Here is a 21,235-nt window from a genome sequence, read left to right on the forward strand (position 1 = left end):
AGGCTCGGGGCCATGTCTGATGCGTACGCGGCCCGGCGGGAGCGGCTGAGGGAGCACTGCAGTGCTTCGGGGGTCGACGCGGCGCTGATCACCCGCTCCGCGAACGTCCGCTACCTGACCGGCTGTCCGCCCTGCGGGGCGAGTCTGCTGCTCACCCGGGAACGGGTCCTGCTCGCCCTTCCCGACGACCTGCCGCCGGACGACGTCGGCGAGCACCCGATCGGCGAGGACATCCCCCGGCTCGCCGTCCCGGGGGAGGGCGACACCGCGCTGGCCGCCGCCGAGGCGGCGGGCCGGCTGCGGGTGCGGGACCTCGGCGTGGAGGAGCACGACCTCACCGTCAGCCGTCACCGCGGCGTCACCGAACAGCTGGCCGGCGTGCGTCTGACGGACCTCGGCCGGGCCGTCGAGCGCCTGCGGGTGGTCAAGGACGAGCAGGAGATCGCCGACCTGCGGATCGCCGCCGAGATCGCCGACCAGGCGCTCGGCGAGCTGCTGGAGTCCATCCTGGTCGGCCGCACCGAGCGGCACCTGGCGATGGAGCTGGAGCGCCGCATGATCGACCACGGTGCCGACCGGGCCGCCTTCCCGGTCTCCGTCGGCACCGGCACCCACTCCGGCCAGGAGGCCCACCAGCCCACCGACCGCCGGGTCGAGGAGGGCGACTTCCTCACCGTGGTGCTCGGCGCGCAGTACCGGGGGTACGGGGTCTCCACCGCGCGCACCTTCGTGATCGGCGCCGCCCCCGCGCCCTGGCAGGTGGAGCTCCACCGGCTGGTCTTCCGGGCCCAGCGGGCCGGACGGGAGGCGCTCGGCCCCGGCGTCCCGCAGCACGTCCCGGACCAGGCGGCCCGGGAGATCCTGCAGGCGGCCGGTCACACCGAGCGCTCCGCGCGGCCGGTCGGACACGGAATCGGCCTGGAGATCCGGGAGGCGCCGCGCCTCGGTCCCGCCGACATGGGTAAACTGGACAACCGCGTGCCGGTCACCGTCGGCCCTGGGGTGCACATCCCGGGCAAGGGCGGGGTCCGGATCGAGGACACGCTCGTCGTACGCCCCCTCGAAGAGGGCGGGCCCGAGCTGCTCACCATCACAACCAAGGAGCTCCTCGCCCTGTAGGCCGCGGCTTCGCCGCCACGGCCCCGGGACGCCAACCCCCTTGGTTCCTTGACAGCTATATCAGGAGTAAGTGCGCCCGTGGCTTCCACGAACGATCTCAAGAACGGCATGGTCCTCAAGCTGGAGGGCGGCAAGCTCTGGTCCGTCGTCGAGTTCCAGCACGTCAAGCCCGGCAAGGGCCCGGCCTTCGTGCGCACCAAGCTCAAGGAGGTCCTGACCGGCAAGGTCGTCGACAAGACCTTCAACGCCGGCACCAAGGTCGAGACCGCCAACGTCGACAAGCGCGGCATGCAGTTCTCCTACAAGGACGGCGAGCAGTTCGTGTTCATGGACACGGACACCTACGACCAGGTCCACATCGACCCCGCCGTCGTCGGTGACGCCGCCAAGTACCTGCTGGAGGGCTTCGACGCCCTGGTCGCCATGTACGAGGGCTCGCCGCTGTACATCGAGCTCCCGGCCTCCGTCGAGCTGGTCATCTCGCACACCGAGCCGGGCGTCCAGGGCGACCGCTCCACCGGTGGCTCCAAGCCGGCCACGCTGGAGACCGGCGCCGAGATCGCCGTCCCGCTCTTCATCGTCACCGGCGAGAAGATCAAGGTCGACACCCGTGACGGCAGCTACCTCGGTCGGGTCAAGTAACAGTGACAGCTGCACGCAGCAAGGCCCGCACCAGGGCCTTCCAGATCCTCTTCGAGGCCGACCACCGCGGGGTCGACCCGCAGCGGGTGCTGGCCGACTGGGTCGCCCGCGCACGCGAGCCGAAGCCGGACGAGGGCACCCCGCAGGTCGGTGAGTACACCATGGAGCTCATCGAGGGGTACGTCCAGCACGCCCGCCGGATCGACGAGCTGATCTCGCAGTACGCGGTGGGCTGGACGCTCGACCGGATGCCGATCGTGGACCGCAACGTCCTGCGGCTCGGCGCGTACGAGCTGATCTGGGAGGACGGCGTCCCGGACGCGGTCGTCCTGGACGAGGCGGTCGAGATCGCCAAGGAGTTCTCCACGGACGACTCCCCGGCGTTCGTCAACGGTCTGCTCGCGCGGTTCATGGAGCTCAAGCCGACGATCCGCCGTAGCTGACCGCTTCGGATCCTCGCTCTGCGAAGGCCCGCTGGATCTTGTGTCCAGCGGGCCTTCGCATGCCCCGGGACGGTGGCGTATGTTGACTACCGACCGGTAACTTTGCAGCAGCGAAGGGCGAACCACCCATGACCACCGCGATCCGAAGCGAGTTCGACCGGGGCATCGCCCTGACCCCGTGCCCGGGGGCGCCGGGCCACTACGACGGTGAGTTCGACGCGGGCTGGCAGATCGGCGGCGGCATCAACGGCGGCCTGCAGCTCGCGGTGGCCGGACACGCGCTCTCGCTCCGGCACGGTGACCCCGCTCCCGACGGAGCAGGGGGTGCGCACGCCGACCCGATCTCGATCAGCGGCTACTACCTCTCCGCCGCCACCCCCGGACCGGTCGAGGTCCGGACCGAGACGGTCCGCCGCGGGCGCAGCCTCTCCACCGGCACCGCCTCGATCGTCCAGGGCGGCAAGGAGCGGCTGAGAGTCATCGCCAGTCACGGCGACCTGACCACCGCCGAGGGTGACGTGCACACCACCGCCACCCCGCCGCAGCTCCCGCCGCCCGAGCGGTGCGTCAGCGTGGCCGAGGCGCCCAGGGCGATGATCTCGCAGGCCGCGCTGCTGGAGCGGTTCGACCTGCGGCTGGACCCGGCGACCGTCGGCTGGGCCCTCGGGCAGCCCGCCAAGGCCGGCCGCATCCAGGGCTGGTTCAAGCTGGCCGACGGCCGTGAGCCGGACCCGCTGATGCTCCTGCTGGTCGCCGACGCGCTGCCGCCGGTCACCTTCGACCTCGGCATGCCCGGCTGGGCGCCGACCGTCGAGCTGACGGTCCACCTGCGGGCCAGGCCGGTCCCGGGCTGGCTGCGGGTGGTGCACTCCACCCGAAACCTGGCCGGCGGCTACTTCGAGGAGGACGCCGAGGTCTGGGACGAGTCCGGCCGCCTGGTCGCCCAGTCCCGCCAGCTCGCCAGGGTCCCGCGCCCGCAGCTGTGACGCTCCGGGGGAACCGCCCGACCGGCCCCGCAGGGTCCGGCGCGCGGTTCCCCGCCGCCCTTCGGGCACCCCCCCGGTCCGGTCCCGGGCGACGCCAGGCGATGCAGGGCGGTGCCGCACGGCCGTGGAGGACTCACGGTCGGTTACTGAGCTGTGACACGCCGTACGTGTGCGACTCGCGGGGATGGGGAGGAAGAGGACCAAGCGGCATCCCGCCGCCACCCCGGTCACAGGAGCACCAGATGTCGCGGAACAGCCACACCCCCCGGACCTTCCGCTGCACCGTCGGTGCGTCCGGCCGGGACCGGATCCAGCCCCAGTCCCGCCGCCGCAGCGAGCAGACCTTCGTCACCGGCATCCTCACCTGCCACGCCGACTTCGAGCACGCCCGGCCCTGGGGGCTGACCGACGCCGCCGACTTCGACAGCTACCTGCTGGACACCGCCGTGCTGCTGGCCGAGGCGCAGCAGGCGTACGGCAGCGTCCAGGCCAGGATGTTCCACCCCGGTGACTTCGCCGACTTCTGCCTGCTCCACCACCTCGACCCGGCCGACACCGCCGCCCGCGACCGCTACCTGCTCAACCCCTCGCTCCGCACCCAGCTGCTGCCGTACCAGGGCGAGGAGCTCTCCGGTGACTTCGTCCCCCGACTGGTCCGCGCCAGGGAGAACGGCCTGACGCTGCGCCACATCGACCTGCTGCTGGACGGCAACCTGTACGGCAGTCCCAACGGCGCGCAGGAGGCGCCGGATCCGAGGGTGCGGTCGGCCTTCGAGCAGGGCGGCGAGTTGTTCCGGCGGATGCTGGTCGGCGCGGGCTGCGGTGCGTACCAGTTCCGCTGCGCGGTGGAGGCGCCCGGCGGACGACTGACGGCGGATGCCCGGATCCTGCACTGGGAGGACGGCGTGGTCAGGCTCAACGACGAGGATCTCGACCTGGTCTGCGCGGTGTTCTGCGCGGGCCTCGCGCTCGAACTGCCCGGTGTGGCGGCACTGTACGGCTCGCAGGGCGGGGCGGGCAGCTGCGGCGAGTACCGGCAGGTGGCGTGGGCCTGGCAGAGCACCGGCTTCGGCTGGGTCCCGGCGCGGCTGGACCTGGGGGAGGTCGTGGCGGAGCCGGGCTTCGCGCTCGGCTCGGTCTGCTAGGGCCCGCGACCGCCCGGGCCCCCGAGTGGTCGAGGGCCGTGGCCGAGGGTCGTCAAGGAGCGGGGCGGCTGTGCGTGGAACGCCTGCCCGAAAGCCGTCACGGCGGGGTCCACCGACCCCGCCGTGACGTTTCTGCGCAACCGGCCGAAGATCAGACGGTGTCGTCCTCGCGGACCGCGCGCCGCGCGTCCGGGTTGAGCACGCCCCAGCTGATCAGCTGCTCGGTGAGGATCGACGGCGACTGGTCGTAGATCACGGCCAGGGTGCGCAGGTCGTCCTGGCGGATCGAGAGCACCTTGCCGTTGTAGTCGCCGCGCTGGCTCTGGATGGTGGCGGCGTAGCGCTGCAGCGGGCCGGCCTTCTCGGACGGCACCTGGGTCAGTCTCTCCAGGTCGAGCACCAGGCGCGGCGGCGGCTCGGCCGCACCGCCCGGGGTGCCGCCGGGCAGCAGCTCCTGCACCGGGACGCCGTAGAACTCGGCCAGCTCGGCGAGGCGCTGCACCGTCACCGCACGGTCGCCGCGCTCGTAGGAGCCGACCACGACCGCCTTCCAGCGCCCCTGGGACTTCTCCTCGACGCCGTGCAGGGAGAGCCCCTGCTGAGTGCGGATCGCTCGGAGCTTGGCCCCGAGTTGCTTCGCGTAGTCGCTGGACATTGGTCTCCCCGGACGAGATTGCTTCGCGTTGAGTGGTGAGCCACGAGGATCGCGGGTGGGTGACCGCTCACCCGACCACTCCACCGGTGGGTGCGTCGGTCGTCTCGTAACTCACTGTGAGGTTACGTAGAGTGAGGTAGTTGCGTCAAGCCGAATGGGGCAGTCGTGCGAATAGCGCGGGCGGCTGCTGTCAACCGCAGGCGTCCGACCGGGTTGACCTGGGGGGACGGCGGACGGGCGACCGTGCGTCGGGCGCGAGTGACCGGACTGTTAGGATGGCTGGAAGCTCTGGGTGCGCCCCGGGCAACCCCCAGACATCCTTTAAAGCCCGTCCTGTGAGGCGGGGAAGGAGGTCGGCTTCGGCATGACCACACGCATTGACTCCACGCGTCCACCGCACCAGGTGCTGGACGCCACCGACATCGCCCGGGTGATCACCCGGATCGCCCACGAGATCGTGGAGCGCGCCAAGGGCGCCGAGGATGTCGTGCTGCTCGGCATCCACACCCGAGGGGTCCACCTGGCCCGGCGGCTCGGTGCCAGGCTGACGCAGATCACCGGCCGCGAGATCCCGCTCGGCACCCTGGACATCACCATGTACCGGGACGACCTCCAGCTGAAGCCGGCCCGCGCCGCCGAGCACACCGAGGTCCCGGCCGACGGCGTCGAGGGCAAGCTGGTCGTGCTGGTCGACGACGTGCTCTTCTCCGGCCGCACCATCCGCGCCGCGCTCGACGCGCTCAGCGACATCGGCCGCCCGCGCGCCGTCCAGCTCGCCGTCCTGGTCGACCGGGGCCACCGCGAGCTGCCGATCCGGGCCGACTACGTGGGCAAGAACCTGCCGACCTCACTGCGCGAAGCCGTCCAGGTCCGGCTCTCGGAGGTCGACGGCCGGGACGCCGTCCTGGTCGGCGACCGCGACTACACCGCGCGCTCCACCCAGGCCATCGCCGGGGAGTGACGGGTGATGCGCGACACCCGCACCCGCTCGACCCGCGCCCCCTCGACCCGTACCCGCAGCAACCTCGCCGCCGCCGAACCACCCCGCACCAACCCCCCGGAGGCCGCTCTGTGAGCAGCTATCTCATTCGCAATGCCAAGATCCTCGGCGGCCCCCCGCAGGACGTCCTCGTCGCGGACGGTGTCATCCGCCAGATCGGCACCGACCTGTCGGCCGAGGCCGACATCGACATCGACGCGCACGGGCTGATCCTGCTGCCCGGCCTGGTGGACCTGCACACCCACCTGCGCCAGCCCGGCAAGGAGGAGGCCGAGACCGTCCTCACCGGGAGCCAGGCCGCCGCGATGGGCGGCTACACCGCCGTGCACGCGATGGCCAACACCAGCCCGGTCGCCGACACCGCCGCCGTGGTCGAGCAGGTCTGGCAGCTCGGCAAGGAGTCCGGCTACTGCGACGTGCAGCCGGTCGGTGCCGTGACCGTCGGCCTGGACGGCGAGGAGCTGGCCGATCTCGCGGGCATGCACGGCTCCGCCGCCGGTGTCCGGGTCTTCTCCGACGACGGCAAGTGCGTGGACGACGCCGTGCTGATGCGCCGGGCGCTCGAGTACGTCAAGACCATCGACGGCGTGGTCGCCCAGCACGCCCAGGAGCCCCGGCTCACCGAGGGCGCCCAGATGAACGAGGGCACCGTCTCCGCCGAGCTCGGACTGCCCGGCTGGCCGGCCGTCGCAGAGGAGGCGATCATCGCCCGTGACGTGCTGCTCGCCGCGCACACCGGCGCCCGGCTGCACGTCTGCCACCTGTCCACTGCGGGGTCGGTGGAGATCGTCCGCTGGGCCAAGGCCCAGGGCTGGGACGTGACCGCCGAGGTGACGCCGCACCACCTGCTGCTCACCGACGAGCTGGTCCGCTCCGGTGACCCGGTGTACAAGGTGAACCCGCCGCTGCGGACCGCCGCCGACGTGCACGCGCTGCGCGCCGCGCTCGCGGACGGCACCATCGACGCGGTCGCCACCGACCACGCGCCGCACCCGTCGGCGGACAAGGACTGCGCCTGGGCCCACGCCGCGATGGGCATGGTCGGCCTGGAGACCGCACTGTCGGTGGTCCAGCAGACCATGGTCGAGACCGGCATGCTGAACTGGGAGGGCGTCGCCGACCGGATGTCGCACCGCCCGGCCCGGATCGGCCGGCTCAGCGGCCACGGCCGACCCGTTTCGGTCGGCGAGCCTGCCAACCTGGTGCTCTTCGATCCCGCGTACCGTGGGACCGTGAACGCCGAGACCTTCGCCACACGCAGCCGCAACACCCCGTACCGCGGGCTCGAGCTGCCGGGGCGGGTGCACGCGACCTTCCTGCGCGGCGTCGCCACGGTGCTGGCCGGCGAGCTGGCCGAGCAGGGTGACCTGGCATGATCACCCTCGCCGAGCAGCAGGCCAAGGTGACCAACTGGCCCGGCTACATCGGCTGGACGGTCGGTCTGCTGATCCTGATCGCGCTGGCGTACTGGCTGATGCGGCAGGGCTGGAACTGGCGCCGCACCCTGCAGTCCGACCTGCCGCCGCTGCCCGCCGTACCCCAGGACCCGGGCCCGGCGATCCGCCAGGCCGCCGGCCGCTACCACGGCAGCACCACCGCCGGGAACTGGCTGGACCGGGTGGTCGCGCACGGTCTCGGCACCCGCAGCCTGGCCGAACTCACCCTGACCGAGCGCGGGCTGCTGGTCCGCCGCCCGGGCGACACCGACCTGTGGATCCCGGCCGAGCAGCTGACCGGAGCCCGCACCGACTCCGGCATCGCGGGCAAGGTCGTCCCGGCCGGCCTGCTGGTCGTCACCTGGACGCTCCAGGGAACCGCGCTGGACTCCGGCTTCCGGGCCGACCACCCCGATGAGCACGCCGCCTGGATCGAGGCGGTCGAAGCTCTTGTGACACGTACGAAGACGAAGAAGACGGAAGAGGCCGCCTCATGACCGCACCTGCCCCCACCACCCAGCGCCAACGGCGGGAGCGAGTGCCTGCCGTGCTCGTCCTGGAGGACGGCCGGACCTTCCGCGGCCAGGCCTACGGCGCGGTCGGCGAGACCTTCGGCGAGGCGGTCTTCAACACCGGCATGTCCGGTTACCAGGAGACGCTGACCGACCCCTCGTACCACCGCCAGGTGGTCGTGATGACGGCCCCGCAGATCGGCAACACCGGCGTCAACGACGAGGACCCGGAGTCGGGGCGGATCTGGGTCGCCGGGTACGTGGTCCGCGACCCCGCCCGGATCCCGTCGAACTGGCGCTCGCGCCGCTCGCTGGACGAGGAGCTCAGCAACCAGGGCGTCGTCGGCATCAGCGGGATCGACACCCGCGCGCTCACCCGCCACCTGCGCGAGCGCGGTGCGATGCGGGTCGGCATCTTCTCCGGCGAGGCGCTGGCCGACCAGGCCGTCCTGCTGGCCAAGGTGCAGGCGTCGCCCGAGATGAAGGGCGCCGACCTCTGCGCCGAGGTCGCCACCACCGAGAAGTACGTCGTCCCGGCGGTCGGTGCGAAGAAGTTCACGGTCGCCGCCCTCGACCTCGGCATCAAGGCGATGACCCCGCAGCGGATGGCCGAGCGCGGCATCGAGGTGCACGTCTTCCCGGCCAACTCCACGCTGGAGGAGCTCTACTCGGTCGAGCCCGACGGTGTCTTCTTCTCCAACGGCCCCGGTGACCCGGCCACCGCCGACCACCAGGTCGCCGTGGCGCAGGGCGTGCTGGAGCGCCGGACCCCGTTCTTCGGGATCTGCTTCGGCAACCAGATCCTCGGCCGCGCGCTCGGCTTCGGCACCTACAAGCTGAAGTACGGCCACCGGGGCATCAACCAGCCCGTGCAGGACCGCACCACCGGCAAGGTCGAGGTCACCGCGCACAACCACGGCTTCGCCGTGCAGGCGCCGTTGGACCGGGTGAGCGACACCCCGTACGGCCGGGCCGAGGTCTCCCACGTCTGCCTGAACGACGACGTGGTCGAGGGCCTGCAGTGCCTGGACACTCCCGCATTCAGCGTGCAGTACCACCCCGAAGCGGCGGCCGGCCCCCACGACGCCGCCTACCTCTTCGACCGCTTCGTAAGCCTGATGGCCGCCGCCCCGGCCCGCACCACCGCAGGGAGCTGACCGTGCCGAAGCGCACTGACATCAAGTCCGTCCTGGTCATCGGGTCCGGCCCGATCGTGATCGGCCAGGCGGCGGAGTTCGACTACTCGGGCACCCAGGCCTGCCGCGTGCTGCGCGCCGAGGGCCTGCGGGTCGTCCTGGTGAACTCCAACCCGGCCACGATCATGACCGACCCGGAGATCGCCGACGCCACCTACGTCGAGCCGATCACGCCGGAGTTCGTCGAGAAGATCATCGCCAAGGAGCGCCCCGACGTGCTCCTGCCGACCCTCGGCGGGCAGACCGCGCTCAACACCGCGATCTCGCTGCACGAGAACGGCACGCTCGCCAAGTACGGCGTCGAGCTGATCGGCGCCAACGTCGAGGCCATCCACAAGGGCGAGGACCGCCAGCTCTTCAAGGGCGTGGTCGAGGCCGTCAACGCCAGGATCGGCCACGGCGAGTCCGCCCGCTCGGTGATCTGCCACTCCATGGAGGACGTCCTCAAGGGCGTCGAGACGCTCGGCGGCTACCCGGTCGTGGTCCGCCCCTCCTTCACCATGGGCGGCGCCGGCTCCGGGTTCGCCCACGACGAGGAGGACCTGCGCCGCATCGCCGGCCAGGGCCTGACCCTCTCGCCGACCACCGAGGTGCTCCTGGAGGAGTCCATCCTCGGCTGGAAGGAGTACGAGCTCGAGCTGATGCGCGACAAGAACGACAACGTCGTGGTCGTCTGCTCGATCGAGAACTTCGACCCGATGGGCGTGCACACCGGCGACTCGATCACCGTCGCCCCGGCGATGACGCTGACGGACCGCGAGTACCAGACGCTCCGTGACATCGGCATCGCGATCATCCGCGAGGTCGGCGTCGACACCGGCGGCTGCAACATCCAGTTCGCGATCAACCCGGTCGACGGCCGGGTCATCGTGATCGAGATGAACCCGCGCGTCTCGCGCTCCTCCGCGCTGGCGTCCAAGGCCACCGGCTTCCCGATCGCCAAGATCGCCGCCAAGCTGGCCGTCGGCTACACGCTGGACGAGATCCCGAACGACATCACCGAGCAGACCCCGGCGTCGTTCGAGCCCACCCTCGACTACGTCGTGGTGAAGGTCCCGCGCTTCGCGTTCGAGAAGTTCCCGAGCGCCGACGCCACGCTGACCACCACCATGAAGTCGGTCGGCGAGGCCATGGCCATGGGCCGCAACTTCCCCGAGGCGCTCAACAAGGCGCTGCGCTCGCTGGAGAAGAAGGGCAGCCAGTTCTCCTGGGCCGGTGAGATCGGTGACAAGACCGAGCTGCTGACGAAGGCCCAGGTCCCCACCGACGGCCGGATCAACACCGTCATGGCGGCCATCCGGGCCGGTGCCACCCAGGAGGAGGTGTTCGAGGCCACCAGGATCGACCCGTGGTTCGTCGACCAGCTCTTCCTGCTCGACGAGATCGCCACCGAGCTGGCCGAGGCCGAGAAGCTCGACCCCGAGCTGCTCCGCTACGCCAAGCGGCACGGCTTCTCCGACCAGCAGATCGGCGAGATCCGCGGCCTGAAGCCGGACGTGGTCCGCGAGGTGCGGCACGCGCTCGGCATCCGCCCGGTCTTCAAGACCGTGGACACCTGCGCCGCCGAGTTCGCCGCCAGGACCCCGTACTTCTACTCGTCCTACGACGAGGAGAGCGAGGTCGCGCCGCGCACCAAGCCCGCAGTGATCATCCTCGGCTCGGGCCCGAACCGCATCGGCCAGGGCATCGAGTTCGACTACTCCTGCGTGCACGCCTCCTTCGCGCTCGCCGAGGCCGGGTACGAGACCGTCATGGTCAACTGCAACCCGGAGACCGTCTCCACCGACTACGACACCTCCGACCGGCTCTACTTCGAGCCGCTCACCCTGGAGGACGTGCTGGAGATCGTCCACGCCGAGCAGCAGGCCGGCCCGCTGGCCGGTGTGATCGTCCAGCTCGGCGGCCAGACCCCGCTGGGCCTGGCCCAGGCGCTCAAGGACAACGGCGTGCCGATCGTCGGCACCCAGCCCGAGGCCATCGACCTGGCCGAGGAGCGCGGCGCCTTCGGCCGGGTGCTGCGCGACGCGGGCCTGCCCGCGCCCAAGCACGGCACCGCCTTCTCCTTCGAGGAGGCCAAGGCGATCGCCGACGAGATCGGCTACCCGGTCCTGGCCCGCCCGTCCTACGTGCTCGGCGGCCGCGGCATGGAGATCGTCTACGACGAGGCGTCGCTCGCCTCCTACCTGGAGCGGCACGCCGGCCTGATCTCCGAGCACCCGGTGCTGATCGACCGCTTCCTGGACGACGCGGTCGAGATCGACGTCGACGCGCTCTACGACGGCACCGAGCTCTACCTCGGCGGCGTCATGGAGCACATCGAGGAGGCCGGCATCCACTCCGGCGACTCGGCCTGCGCGCTGCCCCCGATCACCCTCGGCGGCTACGACGTCAAGCGCCTGCGCACCTCCACCGAGGCGATCGCGCGCGGTGTGGGCGTCCGCGGCCTGATCAACATCCAGTTCGCGCTGGCCGGGGACATCCTGTACGTCCTGGAGGCCAACCCGCGCGCCTCGCGCACCGTGCCGTTCACCTCCAAGGCCACCGCCGTCCCGCTGGCCAAGGCCGCCGCCCGGATCTCGCTGGGCGCGACCATCGCCGAGCTGCGCACCGAGGGCCTGCTCCCGGCCGAGGGCGACGGCGGCACGCTGCCGGCCGACTGCCCGATCTCGGTCAAGGAGGCCGTGATGCCGTGGAGCCGCTTCCGCGACATCCACGGGCGCGGCGTGGACACCGTGCTCGGCCCGGAGATGCGCTCGACCGGCGAGGTCATGGGCATCGACAAGGTCTTCGGCACCGCGTACGCCAAGGCCCAGTCCGGCGCGTACGGCGCCCTGCCGACCAAGGGCAAGGTCTTCGTCTCGGTCGCCAACCGTGACAAGCGCAACCTGGTCTTCCCGGCCCGTGCGCTGGTCGACCAGGGCTTCGAGGTGCTGGCCACCGCCGGTACCGCCGAGGTGCTGCAGCGCGGCGGCATCCCGTCCACGCTGGTGCGCAAGCACAGCGAGGGCGAGGGCCCGAACGGCGAGAAGACCATCATCCAGCTGATCCACGAGGGTGCGGTCGACCTGATCATCAACACCCCGTACGGCACCGGCGGCCGTCTCGACGGGTACGAGATCCGCACCGCCGCCGTCTCGCGCGGCGTGCCGTGCCTGACCACCGTCCAGGCGATGGGCGCGGCGGTCCAGGGCATCGACGCGCTGCTGCGCGGCGAGGTCGGGGTGATGTCGCTGCAGGAGCACGCGGCGTTGATCAACGCCGGCCGTCAGTAGTCCGATCCCAGTGGGGGGCGCCCGTGCCGGCGCCCCCCACACCCATGCTCAGGAAGGGCTCAGCGCCGTGTACAAGCTCCTGTTCAACCTGGTCTTCAAGAAGATGGACCCGGAGAAGGCCCACCACCTCGCCTTCTTCTGGATCCGGCTGGCCGCCTCGGTGCCCGGCCTGCGTTCGCTGGTCCGCCTGGTGCTCGCCCCGCGCGACCCGCGCTTGCGCACCACCGCGCTCGGACTCGACCTGCCGGGCCCGTTCGGGCTCGGCGCCGGCTTCGACAAGAACGGCATCGGCATCGACGGACTGTCCATGCTGGGCTTCGACTTCGTCGAGATCGGCACCATCACCGGTGAGGCGCAGTCCGGCAACCCCGCGCCGCGCCTGTTCCGCCTGGTCGAGGACCGGGCGCTGATCAACCGGATGGGCTTCAACAACCAGGGCTCCGCCCGGGTCGCCGCCCGCCTCGCGGCCCGTCCGCACACCAGCTCCACCCCGGTGATCGGCGTCAACATCGGCAAGACCAAGGTGGTCGACGAGGCCGACGCCACCGCCGACTACCTGAAGAGCACCGAGCGGCTCGCCCGGCACGCCGACTACCTGGTGGTCAACGTCAGTTCGCCGAACACCCCCGGACTGCGCAACCTGCAGGCCGTCAAGGTCCTCGGCCCGCTGCTCTGGGACGTCCGCAAGAAGGCCGACGAGGTCACCTCGCGCCACGTCCCGCTGCTGGTGAAGATCGCCCCCGACCTGGCCGACGAGGACATCGACGAGATCGCTGACATGGCCCTGCACCTGGGCCTGGACGGCATCATCTGCAACAACACCACCATCGGCCGGGGCGGCCTGCGCGAGTCGGCCGCCCGGATCGAGGAGATCGGCGCGGGCGGGCTGTCCGGGGCCCCGCTCAAGGAGCGTTCGCTGGAGGTGCTGCAGCGGCTGCGCGCCCGTACCGAGGGCCGGCTGGTGCTGATCGCCGTCGGCGGCATCGAGACCGCCGAGGACGCCTGGCAGCGGATCGTGCACGGCGCGGACCTGGTGCAGGGCTACAGCGCCTTCATCTACGAGGGGCCGTTCTGGATGCGCCGCGTGCACAAGGGCCTCTCGGCCCGGCTGCGGGCGAGCGGCTACCGCACCATCGCCGACGCGGTGGGCACGGCCAAGGAGAGCTGAGGCAGGGCCTGGGGGCGCGGGGGACCGCACAGCCGGCGCTCCAGGGAGCTACACGCTCCCTGGAGCCGCGCCCGCGCCCCCCGGGGGGTGCCCGCTCGCGACCCTCGACGTGGTGTCTCGCGACCCTCGGTGGTGTGCGGAGCACGGGGGATATGACAGGGCACGTGGTGGTTTGGGAGAGTTCGGAGCGTCACGTGCGCACAGGCCAGCCGGAAGGTGAACCACACATGGCCCACCCCGTCCAGATCCGAGCCGAGGTACTCTCCCGGACCGCCGAGGGTTCCTACCACCGCCTGGTGCTGCGGGCACCCCAGGCCGCGCCACGGGTCAGACCGGGCCACTTCGCGACCCTGGCCTGCGCCGACTCGGGCAGACTGCTGCGGCGGGCCCTCGCCATCCACCGGGCCGACCCCGAGGCCGGGACGATCGAACTGGTCATCGCCGAACGGGGCGAGGGGACAAGGGAGTTGGCCCGCACCCGGGTCGGCGACCGGCTCGACCTGATCGCCCCGCTCGGGACGCCGTTCCCGCTCCCGGACGGTCCGGTGTCCGCACTGCTGGTCGCGGACGGCTACGGCGGCGCGCCGCTGGTCGCGCTCGGCGAGGAGATCCGGCGCCGGGGCGGCCAGGTCGGCTTCATCCTCGGCGCCGCGAGCGCCGACCGGCTGTACGGGGTCGAGCAGGCCCGTGCGATCACCCAGGACGTCCTGGTGGTCACCGAGGACGGTTCGGCCGGGCTGGCCGGCAGGGTCACCGACCCGCTGGCGCAGGCGATCAAGGCGATCGACGCCACCGTGGTGCACGCCTGCGGCCCGATGCCCGTGCTGCGCGCCGTCACCACCATCGCCCTCGGCCTCGGTGCCCGCTGCCACACCGCCGTGGAGGAGGCGATGGCCTGCGGTGTCGGCATCTGCATGACCTGCGTGCTGCCGGTGGTCGGGGCGGACGGCGTGAGCCGCTTCGTCCGCTCCTGCACGGACGGGCCGGTCTTCGACGGCGCCCGGGTCCGCTGGGGCGACATCGGCACCGTACCGCCGGACCTGGAGGGCGCCGCCGCGATGGAAGGGCTGAGCTGATGGACCCTCAGGACGTGGACCTCACCGTGCAGTTCGGCCCGCTGACGCTGCCGAACCCGCTCACCACCGCCTCCGGCTGCGCCGGGTACGGGCGGGAACTGGCCAAGTTCGTCCCACTGGACGAGCTGGGCGCGGTCACCACCAAGACGATCATGCCGCTGGCGCGTTCCGGACGGGCCACCCCGCGGATGGCCGAGACCCCGTCCGGGATGCTCAACTCGGTCGGGCTGCAGGGCCCCGGCATCGACGCCTTCGTCCGCAACGAGCTGCCGTGGCTGGCCGAGCGCGGCGCCCGGGTGCTGGTCTCGATCGCGGGGGAGCGCCTGGAGGAGTTCGTCGAGCTGGCCGCCCGGCTCAACGGACAGCCCGGGGTGATCGGCCTGGAGCTCAACATCTCCTGCCCCAACACCGCCGACCGCGGCCTGCTGTTCGCCGCCAACCCGGCCACCAGCTACGACGTCGTACGGGCCGTCCGGGAGGTCGCCGACGCCGAACTGCCCGTCTACGCCAAGCTCTCGCCGGACGTCACCTCGATCACGGAGATCGCCGCCGCCTGCGTCCAGGCCGGCGCCGACGGCCTGTCCATGGTCAACACCACCCTCGGGCTGGCCATCGACCTGGACACCCTGCGGCCCGCACTGGCCGGCGGCACCGGCGGCCTGTCCGGACCGGCCATCCGGCCGATCGCGGTGCGCTGCGTCCACCAGGTGCACGCCGCGATGCTGGCCGGCCGGATCCCGCCGGTGCCGATCATCGGCATGGGCGGCATCCGGACCGGTCGGGACGCCCTGGAGTTCGCGCTCGCCGGGGCCGGCCGACTCGCCGTCGGCACCGCCCTGTTCAACGACCCGACGGCCCCGCTGCGCATCCTCGACGAGTTGCGCACCGAGCTGGCCCGACGAGGCTTCGCCAAGTTCACCGAAGCGGTGGGATACGCCCACCGCCCAGTCACCGCTGAAAGGCTCCCATGACTCTCGCCCCCTTCGGCGCCCGCCTGCGCCACGCCCTCGACACCCGTGGTCAGCTCTGCGTCGGCATCGACCCGCACGCCTCCCTGCTGGCCGCCTGGGGGCTCGGTGACGACGTCGCCGGGCTGGAGAGGTTCAGCCGCACCGTGGTGGAGGCGCTGGCCGAGCAGGTCGCCGTGCTCAAGCCGCAGGCCGCCTTCTTCGAGCGCTTCGGCAGCCGCGGCATCGCCGTCCTGGAGCGCACCGTCGCCGAGGCCCGCGAGGCCGGCGCGCTGGTGCTGATGGACGCCAAGCGCGGCGACATCGGCTCCACCATGGCCGCCTACGCCGAGACCTTCCTGTCGCCCGCCAGCCCGCTCTTCTCGGACGCCGTCACGGTCAGCCCGTACCTCGGCTTCGGCTCGCTGCAGCCCGCGCTCGACCTGGCCCGCGCCAACGGCGCGGGGGTCTTCGCGCTGGCGCTCACCTCCAACCCCGAGGGCCACGAGGTGCAGCGCGCGGTGGCCGCCGACGGCGCGAGCGTCGCCCAGAACGTGCTGCGCCGCCTGGCGGCCGAGAACGCGGGTGCCGAGCCGATGGGCTCCTTCGGTGCCGTGGTCGGCGCCACCCTGGCCGAGGCCGGGGTGGACCTGGACATCAACGGCCCGCTGCTCGCCCCCGGCGTCGGCGCCCAGGGCGCGACCGCCGCCGACCTGCCCCGGGTCTTCGGCGGTGCGGTGCGCGACGTGGTGCCCAGCGTGAGTCGCGACATCCTCAAGCACGGACCGTCCGTGACGGCGCTGCGTGACGCCTCGGCGCGCTTTGTCGAGGAAATCGGCGCCGTACTGGAAAAGTGAGCAGCATCACATCTGTTAGCAAAACCTGCTTTCCGACAGGTTGATTTGTCCGGAAAAGTCCTGGTCGGCCTTGGCTGACCAGGACTTTTCGTGTTCTTTTCCTGACGCGCGGGCTCAAGTTGGGTAGTGTCCGGCGATAGGTCACCAAAGGGCTTCGCGAAGCGTTGCTCTTGCAGGTCAGAGCCATTAGGTTCCACTGCAACCGGTGTCCTTGGCACCAAACAGTCATAGCTCATCCCTTCCTTCCACATCCCGAGGTGAACGGCGTGGCTCTTCCGCCCCTTACCCCCGAACAGCGCGCCGCTGCGCTCGCCAAGGCCGCCGATGCTCGCCGGCAGCGCGCTGAGGTCAAGAACAAGCTGAAGCACTCCAATGCCTCGCTGCGTGACGTGATCAAGGCGGGCAAGTCCGATGACGAGGTCATCGGCAAGATGAAGGTCTCCGCCCTGCTCGAAAGCCTTCCGGGCGTCGGCAAGGTGCGGGCCAAGCAGATCATGGAGCGTCTCGGGATCAGCGAGAGCCGCCGAGTGCGCGGTCTCGGATCGAACCAGATCGCGTCGCTGGAGCGGGAGTTCGGCAACACCGCCTCCTGACTCCGGCCCCCGGACTGACCCGTCCGGGCCCCCGTGGTCCCCGGAACGTCCGCGATCCGGGATAATCGGTACATGAGTGAACGTCCGCGGCTGACCGTGCTCTCCGGCCCTTCGGGGGTCGGCAAGAGCACGGTCGTCGCTCATATGAGGCAGCAGTACCCCGAGGTCTGGCTCTCGGTGTCGGCGACGACCCGGCACCCGAGGCCGGGCGAGCAGCACGGGGTCCAGTACCACTTCGTCGACAACGACGAGTTCGACAAGCTGGTCGCCAACGGCGAGTTGCTGGAGTGGGCCGTCTTCGCCGGCAACCGCTACGGCACGCCCCGCCAGGCCGTCCAGGAGAGGCTCGACCGCGGTGAGCCGGTGCTGCTGGAGATCGACCTGCAGGGCGCCCGCCAGGTGCGCGAGTCGATGCCCGAGGCGCAGCTGGTCTTCCTGGCTCCGCCGAGCTGGGAGGAGCTGGTCCGCCGGCTCACCGGCCGGGGCACCGAGTCGCAGCACGTGATCGACGAGCGGCTGGCCGCGGCCAAGGTGGAGCTGGCCGCCGAGAGCGAGTTCGACACCACCCTGGTGAACACCTCCGTCGAGCAGGTGGCGGCCGAGCTGCTAGCCTTGCTGGGTGTAGCCTGACCAGATCGTTGCCGTTACGGCAGCACCGCTGATCTGATCGGCATTTCTGTTTTTTAGCCACCGTTTCGGAAGGTTTTCGCGTGTCCTCTTCCATGACCGCGCCCGAGGGCATCATCAACCCGCCGATCGACGAGCTGCTTGAGGCCACCGACTCCAAGTACAGCCTGGTGATCTACGCGGCCAAGCGTGCGCGTCAGATCAACGCGTACTACTCGCAGCTCGGTGAGGGCCTGCTGGAGTACGTCGGCCCGCTGGTGGACACCCACGTGCACGAGAAGCCGCTGTCGATCGCTCTTCGCGAGATCAACGCGGGCATGCTCACGGCCGAGGCCATCGAGGCTGCCTGAGCCCGTCGTCGAAGGGGCCCGTCGGACTGTCGTCCGGCGGGCCCCTTCGACGTGCCGAGGCTCCTGCGCGGCGCCTTCGCGGTCGTTCGCCGTGCCGCGGGGCCTTCGAGGTCCTCCGCCGTGCCTTTGCTGTGCCGTGGGACACGGTCTGGTGCAGTCGGCTTCTGATGCGCCGTAGGGTGGGCGTGACCCCACCCGGAGGAGAGAGACCCCGTCATGAACGCTCGCCCGGAGCAGCCCGACGCCCCCCGTGTCGTCCTCGGCGTCAGCGGCGGCATCGCCGCGTACAAGGCCTGTGAGCTGCTGCGGCGGTTCACCGAGTCCGGGCACCAGGTGACCGTGGTGCCGACCGCGGCCGCGCTGCACTTCGTCGGCGAGGCCACCTGGGCCGCGCTCTCCGGCCGGCCGGCCGCCACCGAGACCTGGGACCGGGTGCACGAGGTCCCGCACGTGCGGATCGGCCGGGAGGCCGACCTGGTGGTGGTCGCCCCGACCACCGCGGACATGCTCGCCAAGGCCGCCCACGGCCTGGCCGACGACCTGCTCACCAACACCCTGCTGACCGCGGGCTGTCCGGTGGTCCTCGCCCCCGCCATGCACACCGAGATGTGGGAGCACCCGGCCACCCGGGAGAACGTCGCCACCCTTCGCCGCCGGGGCGTGATCGTGCTGGAGCCGGCCGTCGGACGGCTGACCGGTGCGGACACCGGCAAGGGCCGGCTGCCGGAGCCGGAACAGATCTTCGAGGCCTGCCGCCGGGTGCTCGCCAGGGGCCGCCTGGAGCAGGACCTGGCGGGACGCCACGTGGTGATCTCGGCGGGCGGCACCCGTGAGCCGCTCGACCCGGTCCGCTTCCTCGGCAACCACTCCTCCGGCAAGCAGGGCTACGCGCTGGCCACCACGGCCGCCGCCCGCGGCGCGCGGGTCACCCTGCTCTCGGCCAACGCCACCCTGCCCGACCCGGCCGGGGTGGACGTGGTGCACGTCTCCACGGCACTCCAGCTGCGCGAGGCCGCGCTGAAGGCCGTGCTGGACGCCGACGCGGTGGTGATGGCCGCGGCCGTGGCCGACTTCCGTCCGGCCGAGTACGCCACCGGCAAGATCAAGAAGGTGGACGGGGTGGACCAGCCGCCGATCGCGCTGGTCCGCAATCCGGACATCCTCGCCGAGCTCTCCGCCCGGCGGGCCAGGCCCGGCCAGCTGGTGGTCGGCTTCGCCGCCGAGACCGACGACGTGCTCGCCAACGGCCGTGCCAAGCTCGCCCGCAAGCGCTGCGACCTGCTGGTGGTCAACGAGGTCGGCGGTGGCAAGGCGTTCGGGCAGGACACCAACGCCGCGGTGCTGCTCGGCGCGGACGGCGCAGAGATTGCCGTTCCCGACGGGCCCAAGGAGGCGCTGGCGGATAGGGTCTGGGACGAGGTCGCCGCTCGCCTCGGGTGATCCCGGGACGGGGTTCGCGAGGAGTTCGGGCGGACGATCGAATATGAGTGATCGGTCTCAAGATTTCGATGTGAGTGCCGTCAGCCGGTAGCTGACCGTTACACTCCAGGAATCAAGTCTTTCCGGATGCCTCCGGACCCCGGAGGCGTTCAGTCAGCAGCCGCTGCAACCCCAGGGAGCGCTGTGTCTCGCCGCCTGTTCACCTCGGAATCCGTGACCGAGGGACACCCCGACAAGATCGCTGACCAGATCAGCGACACCATCCTGGACGCCCTCCTCAAGGAAGACCCGACCTCCCGGGTCGCCGTGGAGACGCTGATCACCACCGGCCTGGTGCACATCGCCGGTGAGGTGACCACCAAGGCGTACGCGCCGATCGCGCAGCTGGTCCGGGAGAAGATCCTGGAGATCGGCTACGACAGCTCGAAGAAGGGCTTCGACGGCGCGTCCTGCGGCGTCTCGGTCTCGATCGGCGCGCAGTCCCCGGACATCGCCCAGGGTGTCGACACCGCGCACGAGCACCGGGTCGAGGGCGACGACGACGAGCTCGACCGCCAGGGCGCCGGCGACCAGGGCCTGATGTTCGGCTACGCCTGCGACGACACGCCCGAGCTGATGCCGCTGCCGATCACCCTCGCGCACCGCCTCTCGCGCCGCCTGACCGAGGTCCGCAAGAACGGCACCATCCCGTACCTGCGCCCGGACGGCAAGACCCAGGTCACCATCGAGTACGACGGCGACAAGGCCGTCCGCCTGGACACCGTCGTGGTCTCCACCCAGCACGCCAGCGACATCGACCTGGACTCGCTGCTCACCCCGGACATCCGCGAGTTCGTCGTGGAGCCGGAGCTCAAGGCGCTCGCCGACCAGGGCATCAAGCTGGTCACCGAGGGCTACCGCCTGCTGGTGAACCCGACCGGCCGCTTCGAGATCGGCGGCCCGATGGGCGACGCCGGGCTCACCGGCCGCAAGATCATCATCGACACCTACGGCGGCATGGCCCGCCACGGTGGCGGTGCCTTCTCCGGCAAGGACCCGTCCAAGGTCGACCGCTCCGCCGCGTACGCGATGCGCTGGGTCGCCAAGAACATCGTTGCGGCCGGTCTGGCGCAGCGTGCCGAGGTCCAGGTCGCGTACGCGATCGGCAAGGCCGAGCCGGTGGGTCTGTTCGTGGAGACCTTCGGCACCGAGACCGTTCCGGTGCTGAAGATCCAGGAGGCCGTCACCGAGGTCTTCGACCTGCGTCCGGCCGCGATCATCCGCGACCTCGACCTGCTGCGCCCGATCTACTCCCTGACCGCCGCGTACGGCCACTTCGGCCGTGAGCTGCCGGAGTTCACCTGGGAGCGGACCGACCGCGCCGAGGCGCTGAAGAAGGCCGTCAGCGCCTGATCCACACCACCGCGTGCCGCAGGCGGCGGTCACCCTTCACGGGGTGGCCGCCGCCTGCGGTTGTGCGCCGGGCAGGCGCGGCGCAGCCTGGGCTGGCGGCTGGCGGCTGGCGGCTGGCGGCTGGCGGCTGGCGGCGGGCCGGTTGGTTGGCGGTCGGCCGGGTGGGGTCGGGAGGCAGCCGGTCAGGGGGCGGCTGATCGGGGGTGCGGGGAACTGCGCGCGGCGGGAGGCGCCGGGCGAGGCCGGCCACGGCGGGTGGGTTGCATCCCGTTGCCCCGGTGAGGTCCGGACCCCCGGTGCGCTTCGGATTCCGGTGGGTTCCGGCCCTGCCGCGAGGGCTGCGGGTGGGGCCGTTCGGCCACGTTGTCGGTGCCGGGGG

At 71.4% G+C, this 21,235-nt stretch carries 20 protein-coding genes; 19 read left to right on the forward strand and 1 reads right to left on the reverse strand.

Features of this window, described 5'->3' with window-relative positions; all coding sequences use genetic code 11:
• The first annotated feature begins 12 nt into the window (after positions 1 to 12).
• The 5 genes from ACFC1R_RS25345 (at position 13) to ACFC1R_RS25365 (ending at position 4,335) form a co-directional block, all read left to right on the forward strand.
• Positions 13 to 1,119 carry a M24 family metallopeptidase gene (locus ACFC1R_RS25345; protein WP_375942267.1) on the forward strand — a complete coding sequence of 369 codons (1,107 nt, stop codon included), beginning with the start codon at positions 13 to 15 and terminating at the stop codon, positions 1,117 to 1,119.
• 78 nt (positions 1,120 to 1,197) lie between these two features.
• Positions 1,198 to 1,761, forward strand: a complete 564-nt coding sequence (gene efp, locus ACFC1R_RS25350) for an elongation factor P (protein WP_045304247.1) — start codon at positions 1,198 to 1,200, stop codon at positions 1,759 to 1,761.
• 2 nt (positions 1,762 to 1,763) lie between these two features.
• Complete coding sequence (gene nusB, locus ACFC1R_RS25355; protein ID WP_375942269.1) at positions 1,764 to 2,204, forward strand: transcription antitermination factor NusB; 441 nt, start codon at positions 1,764 to 1,766, stop codon at positions 2,202 to 2,204.
• Positions 2,205 to 2,332: 128 nt separating this feature from the next.
• A complete protein-coding gene (locus ACFC1R_RS25360) occupies positions 2,333 to 3,190 on the forward strand; it encodes an acyl-CoA thioesterase (protein WP_375942271.1) in 858 nt (285 codons plus the stop codon).
• A gap of 242 nt (positions 3,191 to 3,432) precedes the next feature.
• Complete coding sequence (locus ACFC1R_RS25365) at positions 3,433 to 4,335, forward strand: hypothetical protein (RefSeq protein WP_375942273.1); 903 nt, start codon at positions 3,433 to 3,435, stop codon at positions 4,333 to 4,335.
• Positions 4,336 to 4,486: 151 nt separating this feature from the next.
• Here the strand turns inward: ACFC1R_RS25365 and ACFC1R_RS25370 are convergent, their stop codons facing one another.
• Positions 4,487 to 4,990 carry a transcriptional regulator gene (locus ACFC1R_RS25370; RefSeq protein ID WP_045304251.1) on the reverse strand — a complete coding sequence of 168 codons (504 nt, stop codon included), beginning with the start codon at positions 4,988 to 4,990 and terminating at the stop codon, positions 4,487 to 4,489.
• Positions 4,991 to 5,354: 364 nt separating this feature from the next.
• On the opposite strand from ACFC1R_RS25370, the gene pyrR reads away from it, so the two are divergent.
• The 14 genes from pyrR to metK all read left to right on the forward strand — a co-directional run bounded on the left by pyrR (position 5,355) and on the right by metK (position 20,856).
• The gene (gene pyrR, locus ACFC1R_RS25375; protein WP_375942275.1) at positions 5,355 to 5,951 is read left to right on the forward strand and encodes a bifunctional pyr operon transcriptional regulator/uracil phosphoribosyltransferase PyrR; all 597 of its coding nucleotides are present in this window, start codon (positions 5,355 to 5,357) and stop codon (positions 5,949 to 5,951) included.
• Positions 5,952 to 6,061: 110 nt separating this feature from the next.
• Entirely contained in the window at positions 6,062 to 7,366 is a 1,305-nt protein-coding gene (locus ACFC1R_RS25380) for a dihydroorotase (RefSeq protein WP_375942277.1), read from the forward strand.
• Positions 7,363 to 7,923, forward strand: a complete 561-nt coding sequence (locus ACFC1R_RS25385) for a hypothetical protein (RefSeq protein WP_375942279.1) — start codon at positions 7,363 to 7,365, stop codon at positions 7,921 to 7,923. The genes ACFC1R_RS25380 and ACFC1R_RS25385 overlap by 4 nt, the downstream gene beginning before the upstream one ends.
• Positions 7,920 to 9,095 (forward strand): glutamine-hydrolyzing carbamoyl-phosphate synthase small subunit, encoded by a 1,176-nt coding sequence (gene carA, locus ACFC1R_RS25390; RefSeq protein WP_375942281.1) that lies wholly within the window; start codon positions 7,920 to 7,922, stop codon positions 9,093 to 9,095. Before ACFC1R_RS25385 ends, carA begins: the two co-directional genes overlap by 4 nt.
• 2 nt (positions 9,096 to 9,097) lie before the next feature.
• A complete protein-coding gene (gene carB, locus ACFC1R_RS25395) occupies positions 9,098 to 12,406 on the forward strand; it encodes a carbamoyl-phosphate synthase large subunit (RefSeq protein ID WP_375942283.1) in 3,309 nt (1,102 codons plus the stop codon).
• Positions 12,407 to 12,473: 67 nt separating this feature from the next.
• On the forward strand, positions 12,474 to 13,574 hold the full coding sequence (locus ACFC1R_RS25400; RefSeq protein ID WP_375942285.1) for a quinone-dependent dihydroorotate dehydrogenase: 1,101 nt from the start codon (positions 12,474 to 12,476) through the stop codon (positions 13,572 to 13,574).
• Between the two features lie 227 nt (positions 13,575 to 13,801).
• Positions 13,802 to 14,650: a dihydroorotate dehydrogenase electron transfer subunit gene (locus tag ACFC1R_RS25405; protein ID WP_375942287.1), complete on the forward strand. Its 849-nt coding sequence runs from the start codon at positions 13,802 to 13,804 to the stop codon at positions 14,648 to 14,650.
• Positions 14,650 to 15,621, forward strand: a complete 972-nt coding sequence (locus ACFC1R_RS25410) for a dihydroorotate dehydrogenase (protein ID WP_375942289.1) — start codon at positions 14,650 to 14,652, stop codon at positions 15,619 to 15,621. Before ACFC1R_RS25405 ends, ACFC1R_RS25410 begins: the two co-directional genes overlap by 1 nt.
• Complete coding sequence (pyrF, locus tag ACFC1R_RS25415; protein ID WP_375942291.1) at positions 15,618 to 16,454, forward strand: orotidine-5'-phosphate decarboxylase; 837 nt, start codon at positions 15,618 to 15,620, stop codon at positions 16,452 to 16,454. The genes ACFC1R_RS25410 and pyrF overlap by 4 nt, the downstream gene beginning before the upstream one ends.
• A 266-nt stretch (positions 16,455 to 16,720) precedes the next feature.
• Complete coding sequence (gene mihF, locus ACFC1R_RS25420) at positions 16,721 to 17,047, forward strand: integration host factor, actinobacterial type (RefSeq protein ID WP_375942293.1); 327 nt, start codon at positions 16,721 to 16,723, stop codon at positions 17,045 to 17,047.
• Positions 17,048 to 17,119: 72 nt separating this feature from the next.
• Positions 17,120 to 17,677 carry a guanylate kinase gene (gmk, locus tag ACFC1R_RS25425; RefSeq protein WP_375942295.1) on the forward strand — a complete coding sequence of 186 codons (558 nt, stop codon included), beginning with the start codon at positions 17,120 to 17,122 and terminating at the stop codon, positions 17,675 to 17,677.
• Between the two features lie 80 nt (positions 17,678 to 17,757).
• Positions 17,758 to 18,024, forward strand: a complete 267-nt coding sequence (gene rpoZ, locus ACFC1R_RS25430) for a DNA-directed RNA polymerase subunit omega (RefSeq protein WP_030240625.1) — start codon at positions 17,758 to 17,760, stop codon at positions 18,022 to 18,024.
• Between the two features lie 216 nt (positions 18,025 to 18,240).
• Positions 18,241 to 19,464 carry a bifunctional phosphopantothenoylcysteine decarboxylase/phosphopantothenate--cysteine ligase CoaBC gene (coaBC, locus tag ACFC1R_RS25435; RefSeq protein WP_375942297.1) on the forward strand — a complete coding sequence of 408 codons (1,224 nt, stop codon included), beginning with the start codon at positions 18,241 to 18,243 and terminating at the stop codon, positions 19,462 to 19,464.
• A 183-nt stretch (positions 19,465 to 19,647) separates the two neighbouring features.
• On the forward strand, positions 19,648 to 20,856 hold the full coding sequence (metK, locus tag ACFC1R_RS25440) for a methionine adenosyltransferase (RefSeq protein WP_375942299.1): 1,209 nt from the start codon (positions 19,648 to 19,650) through the stop codon (positions 20,854 to 20,856).
• Positions 20,857 to 21,235 lie beyond the last annotated feature (379 nt).

The organism is Kitasatospora sp. NPDC056138 (genome assembly GCF_042264695.1).
Classification (GTDB): domain Bacteria; phylum Actinomycetota; class Actinomycetes; order Streptomycetales; family Streptomycetaceae; genus Kitasatospora.

Excerpts from the sequence above, each read along its gene's own strand:
- ACFC1R_RS25345 (WP_375942267.1), top strand. The coding sequence starts at position 13 with ATGTCTGATGCGTACGCGGCCCGGCGGGAGCGGCTGAGGGAGCACTGC.
- ACFC1R_RS25360 (WP_375942271.1), top strand. The coding sequence starts at position 2,333 with ATGACCACCGCGATCCGAAGCGAGTTCGACCGGGGCATCGCCCTGACC.
- ACFC1R_RS25365 (WP_375942273.1), top strand. The coding sequence starts at position 3,433 with ATGTCGCGGAACAGCCACACCCCCCGGACCTTCCGCTGCACCGTCGGT.
- ACFC1R_RS25370 (WP_045304251.1), bottom strand. The coding sequence starts at position 4,990 with ATGTCCAGCGACTACGCGAAGCAACTCGGGGCCAAGCTCCGAGCGATC.
- pyrR (WP_375942275.1), top strand. The coding sequence starts at position 5,355 with ATGACCACACGCATTGACTCCACGCGTCCACCGCACCAGGTGCTGGAC.
- ACFC1R_RS25385 (WP_375942279.1), top strand. The coding sequence starts at position 7,363 with ATGATCACCCTCGCCGAGCAGCAGGCCAAGGTGACCAACTGGCCCGGC.
- carA (WP_375942281.1), top strand. The coding sequence starts at position 7,920 with ATGACCGCACCTGCCCCCACCACCCAGCGCCAACGGCGGGAGCGAGTG.
- ACFC1R_RS25405 (WP_375942287.1), top strand. The coding sequence starts at position 13,802 with ATGGCCCACCCCGTCCAGATCCGAGCCGAGGTACTCTCCCGGACCGCC.
- ACFC1R_RS25410 (WP_375942289.1), top strand. The coding sequence starts at position 14,650 with ATGGACCCTCAGGACGTGGACCTCACCGTGCAGTTCGGCCCGCTGACG.
- pyrF (WP_375942291.1), top strand. The coding sequence starts at position 15,618 with ATGACTCTCGCCCCCTTCGGCGCCCGCCTGCGCCACGCCCTCGACACC.
- gmk (WP_375942295.1), top strand. The coding sequence starts at position 17,120 with ATGAGTGAACGTCCGCGGCTGACCGTGCTCTCCGGCCCTTCGGGGGTC.
- coaBC (WP_375942297.1), top strand. The coding sequence starts at position 18,241 with ATGAACGCTCGCCCGGAGCAGCCCGACGCCCCCCGTGTCGTCCTCGGC.